This window comes from Gluconobacter japonicus, from assembly GCF_002723975.1.
Taxonomy (GTDB): domain Bacteria; phylum Pseudomonadota; class Alphaproteobacteria; order Acetobacterales; family Acetobacteraceae; genus Gluconobacter; species Gluconobacter japonicus.
Genome location: NZ_BEWO01000052.1, coordinates 1 through 5,178 on the forward strand (window position 1 = coordinate 1; position 5,178 = coordinate 5,178).

A 5,178-nucleotide genomic window follows, 5' to 3' on the forward strand; every position below is an offset into this window, starting at 1 on the left:
AATTCCTCGCCATTTCTTTGCCTCTATGCGTAAGGGGAAATTATCTAATGGCGACATTTTGATTTACAAGGACGGAGGTAAGCCGGGCGAACTTCGTCCGGCAGTGACGTATGTCTCTGAAGGATTCCCATTTGAGGAGGCGTGTATCAACGAGCACGTCTTCCGCGTCCAGCTTAACGAGGAAATTGGCCAGCACTTCGGCTTTCTTGCATTATCTAGCGAGCACTGCATGGATCAGATGCGCGAACGTGCGACAGGTGTTGCGCAGCCCGGGCTCAATCAATCAGCGATGAATTCTTTGACATTTGTTCATCCTGATCGATCAGAAATCTTGCATAACTTTAACCATTTAGTTCAACCACTACTCGACGGCTGTAACGAGCGTGCAAACGAGTCCCGTACTCTCGCTAACCTACGTGACACCCTTCTCCCCCGCCTCATGACCGGCGAACTGCGCGTCGGGGCTGCTCGTGAGCTGATCGAGGAACTCGCCTAATGGCCTGGATCAGCGAGGCGCAGCTTGAAACGCATTTCATGGATAGCCTCGGGCCGCTCGGCTACAGGCTGGCAAATGGGGCGGATGTCTCGCCCGAGGTGAAAGACCCGCTGCGGGCCAGCTTCCGCGAGACGATCCTTGCTCCGATTCTGCTGGAAAGTCTGGAGCGGCTGAACCCGGATGTGCCTAAAACTGCGTTAGAGGACGCCGCACGGCGCGTCACCGACAGCGTATTTACTTCCGACATCGTGCAGGAAAACCGTCGACTCCATGATCTCATGGTTCATGGCGTGCCGGTGACGTTTTTTCGCGATGGGGAGGAACGCAATGCCCGTGTGCAGCTGATCGACTGGACCAACGCCGCCAATGACTGGCGCGCGGTGCGTCAGCTTGATGTGGTGGGCAAAACGGCGCGCATCCCCGATGTTGTGTTGTTCCTCAACGGCCTGCCGCTGGTGGTGGTGGAGCTAAAAGGCGTTGCCGGCGCTGATATCAAAGCCGCCTGGAACCAGATCGATACCTACCGGGCGGACATACCGGACCTGTTCCGCACCAACCTTTTGACTGTGATTTCGGACGGGCTGCATGCGCGCTACGGCTCGCTCTCGGCGGGTTTCGATCGCTGCATGAGCTGGCGCACGGTGGACGGCACGACGCTGGTGCCGAAGGGCTCGGAGCTGGAGCTTTCGACGCTGACGAAAGGTCTGCTGGCGCCGCAGGTGCTGCTCGATATGCTGCGCTGGTTCGTGGTGTTCGAGGATGAGGGCAAGGGGCCGATCAAGAAGATCGCGGGCTATCATCAGTTTCACGCGGTGCGAAAGGCGTGCGAGACGATCCTGAGCGCCCGTGCGGGCGACGGCAAAGGCGGTGTGATCTGGCACACGCAGGGCTCGGGCAAGAGCCTGCTGATGACCTTCCTATCCGGCCGCGTCATGCATCACCCGGCGATGGAGAACCCGACGCTGCTGGTGCTGACCGATCGCAACGATCTGGACAACCAGCTTTTCGCGACCTTTGCGCGCTGCAAGGATCTGCTGGGGGAGGAGCCGGTACAGGCCGACAGCACCGAGGATCTGCGTCGCCTGCTGGATCGCAATGTCGGTGGTATCATCTTTTCCACCATCCAGAAGTTCCGCCCGGAAACCGGCGAGACTTTCCCGGAGCTGACCGCGCGCTCCAACGTGGTGGTGCTGGTGGATGAGGCGCATCGCACGCAATACGGGTTCGAGGCCAAGCTGAACAAGGAAACCGGCGAGATCCGCCACGGTCTTGCCTATCAACTGCGCAAGGCGTTGCCGAACGCGGTGTATGTGGCCTTTACCGGCACGCCGGTGGAGCTGGTCGGCGCAGATACGCGTGGTGTATTCGGCGACTATATCGACGTCTATGACATCGCACAGGCGGTCTCGGACGGCGCAACCGTGCCGATCTATTACGAGGCGCGGGTCGCGAAGATCACACTCGATGACGAGATCGCCGCGACGCTGGATGACGATTTCAACGAGGCAACGGAGATGTTGGCCGAAGATCAGGCCAGTGCGACCGCAAAGAAATGGGCACGGGTTGAAGCGCTGGTCGGCGCGGATAAACGCCTTGATACGGTAGTTCAAGACATCCTTACCCATTTTGATGCCCGGTTGGAGGCGATGGACGGCAAGGCGATGATTGTCTGCATGAGCCGCCGCATCTGCGCCGAGGTCTATGATCGCATCATTGCCGCACGGCCAGACTGGCACGGTGACACAGACGATACCGGCAATGTCAAGGTGGTGATGACCGGTTCGGCGACCGACCCGGCAGCGCTACAGCAGCATATCCGCTCCAAGACCCGGCAGGAAGCGATCCGCAATCGGTTCAAAAACCCGGCTGATCCGCTGAAACTCGTCATTGTGCGCGACATGTGGCTGACGGGCTTTGATGCGCCTTGCATGCACACGCTCTACGTCGATAAGCCGATGAAGGGGCACGGCCTGATGCAGGCCATCGCTCGCGTCAACCGCGTATTCCGCGACAAGCCTGCGGGTCTGGTGGTGGACTATATCGGAATCGCGGCGGAGCTGAAGGCGGCGCTGGCGCATTACTCGCAGACCGATCAGGCCCAGACCGGCATTGATGAAGCCGAGGCCGTTGCAGCCTTTCTGGACGCCCTGGATGTGGCACGGACGCAGTTCCATGGGTTTGACTATGGTGCTGCCTTGCATGGTGCGCCGAGCGAGCGTCTGGCCGTGCTCCCGGGCGCGATAGAACACATTCTTGCTCAATATCGCGACAGCGACGCGGGGTCGAAGCGTTTCCATGATGCTGTCGCGGCGCTGATCAAGGCCTACAAGCTGGCATCGGGCAGTCCTCAGGCGACCGAGCATGCGGAGGAGGTGGCTTTCTTCGCTGCCGTCCGATCAAGCCTTGGCAAGCTGGATGTAGGCGGCGGTCGCAATGATGGCGGGACCGATTTCGCGATCCAACAACTGGTCAATAACGCCGTGGCATCGACAGAGGTGGTCGATATCCTAGAGGCCTGCGGCTTCGACCGTCCCGACATCAGCGTGCTGTCGGACGCCTTCATGCTCGAACTTCAGAACATGCAGCACCGCAACCTGGCGGTGGAGGCGTTGAAAAAGCTGTTGAATGGCGAGATCAAGGCGCGGACGCGCACAAACGTAGTCCAACAGGAGGCTTTCTCGTCTCGGTTGGAAGAGGCGATCGCTCGCTACCATAATCGTAGCGTTGATGCCCTTCAGATCCTTCAAGAACTGATCGCGCTGGCGAAAGATCTACGCAACGAGCCCGAGGATGGCCTGAATGCAGCCGAGCGCGCGTTCTATGACGCGCTCGCTCAGAATGAGAGCGCCGTGCAGGTGATGAGCAATCAGGAGCTGAGGGTGATTGCAACGGAATTGTTGACCACGGTGCGCAATAACTCTGGTGTGGATTGGTGGAAGCGGGAAAATGTAAGGGCAAAGATGCGTGTGGCCATCAAGCGAATCTTGCACCGGCATGGTTATCCGCCTGACTTGGCTTCAGAGGCCGTCAAGCTAGTGTTGCGGCAGGCGGAAGCTTTGGCAATGGGCTGATTTGTAGGATCTTCGCGATCCGTGAAATCCCTTCTGAGGGATATGGCGCTGCGACTAAGGACGGAGCCGGTGGAACTAAGTGCGTTAAAAAAACAACTGCAAGGACACCTTGGCGATGGGCTTGTCCTGGTTATAGGCTCTGGACTGTCCTGCGCAGAGGGAGTGCCTGGGATGGGCGCACTCGGCCATCACCTTGTCACACATATTCCAGCCAGTCTGTCTCTGGATGACACGAAACTTTGGGAAGCGATCCATCCTCTCATCGAGACAGATGGGTTAGAGGCTGCTCTGTTGAAAAGCTGCACCTCTTCGTTGCTATCGACCGAACCAGCAAATTCGCTGTCACACAACTGGTCGGGAAAGCCGATCGGAAGACGGCCTGAGAATTCCTCGAACATCTCCTGAGCATCATCCCTTACCGGATCCACACCATCCTGACCGACAATGGAATCCAGTTCGCTGAACAGCCCCGCAATCGCAATACGGCGTGGTCGCGTCCAATACGCTTCGACATGATCTGCGAAGCCCACGGAATTGAACACCGTCTGACAAAACCCAACCCCCCCTGGACCAATGGTCGGGTTGAACGGATGAACCGGACGATCAAGGAAGCAACCGTCAAGCGCTGAGCAGTTAAGAACACACCTCAGCGATTTCATGGCAGCCTATAACTTCGGGCGAAGACTCAAGACCCTGAACGGCCTCACCCCTTATGAATATGTCTGCAAAATATGGACTTCAGAGCCAGAAAGATTCATCATCAAACCACGGGACTAAACACCTAACGTCGAATGTCGCAAGGAAACGCTGTTCTCGTCCGTCAGCCATGCCCCCGAGGCATTTGTCATCCCATCAACCCCAAGCCATAAAAAAAGGGAACTCTCTTTTTGAGTGAATACAGAAAAAGGGGGTGACGTCACTTTTATACGAAATGGAAAATTGCTTTGTCTTGGAAAATATTTAGCCCAGACTACCCATTCTTGAGTAGTATTCGTATTTATCAAACATACGATTCCGTTGCTGGTTTAATTACGCCGTATGCACCACTTGCGAGTGCTTTTTTTTCAGCGGTCAGTATCTTTTTTGCTTATTTAATAGCTAGCAAAGCGCGATCAATATCGGCTGAACAAAAGAAGATTGCAGCGCAAAAGTTGGATTTGGATATATTTGACAAAAGATATGCAGGAATTAAAGGACTCATATCATTGAAAAATTTGTTTTCTGAAGTGGTTAATAAATATTCTTACAATATTTCTGACAAAAACACAGATAAAATGAACAGCACAGATGTGTATAATTATATTAGCGATCTATCGAAGAAATACAATGATCTATACAGAGAAATAATGATGAATCCTCTAATATTTTCCAACATGGATTCAGCTACGTTGTATGTTTTGGATCAAAAAATGGCATATTTGTATGGAACAATTACCGGGACAGTATTTTTCACATGCAAAGATAACGTTAAATTAAATGATAAATCATACACCGGGACTGAAGCTTATGGCGAGTTTAAAAGAGTATTTGATGAGGTCGATCACCTCCTAGTTTCGGCTGTAAAAAATATCTTACCACGATATTCCCCATTTTTTTAAGACATGCACCTGG

The 5,178-nt window shown here is 54.6% G+C and carries 3 protein-coding genes and 1 pseudogene; all 4 read left to right on the plus strand.

The features are described 5' to 3' along the window. The coding region (locus GJA01_RS15380) for a restriction endonuclease subunit S (RefSeq protein WP_218017421.1) at positions 1-496 on the plus strand (496 nt) is incomplete at its 5' end. Then, complete coding sequence (locus tag GJA01_RS14870; protein WP_062502432.1) at positions 496-3,567, plus strand: type I restriction endonuclease subunit R; 3,072 nt, start codon at positions 496-498, stop codon at positions 3,565-3,567. The genes GJA01_RS15380 and GJA01_RS14870, both read left to right, overlap by 1 nt. 296 nt (positions 3,568-3,863) lie before the next feature. Beyond that, a pseudogene (locus GJA01_RS14875) lies at positions 3,864-4,344 on the plus strand (integrase core domain-containing protein); the annotation flags it as partial. A gap of 203 nt (positions 4,345-4,547) precedes the next feature. After that, a complete protein-coding gene (locus GJA01_RS14880) occupies positions 4,548-5,165 on the plus strand; it encodes a hypothetical protein (protein ID WP_145993812.1) in 618 nt (205 codons plus the stop codon). Positions 5,166-5,178: the final 13 nt, after the last annotated feature.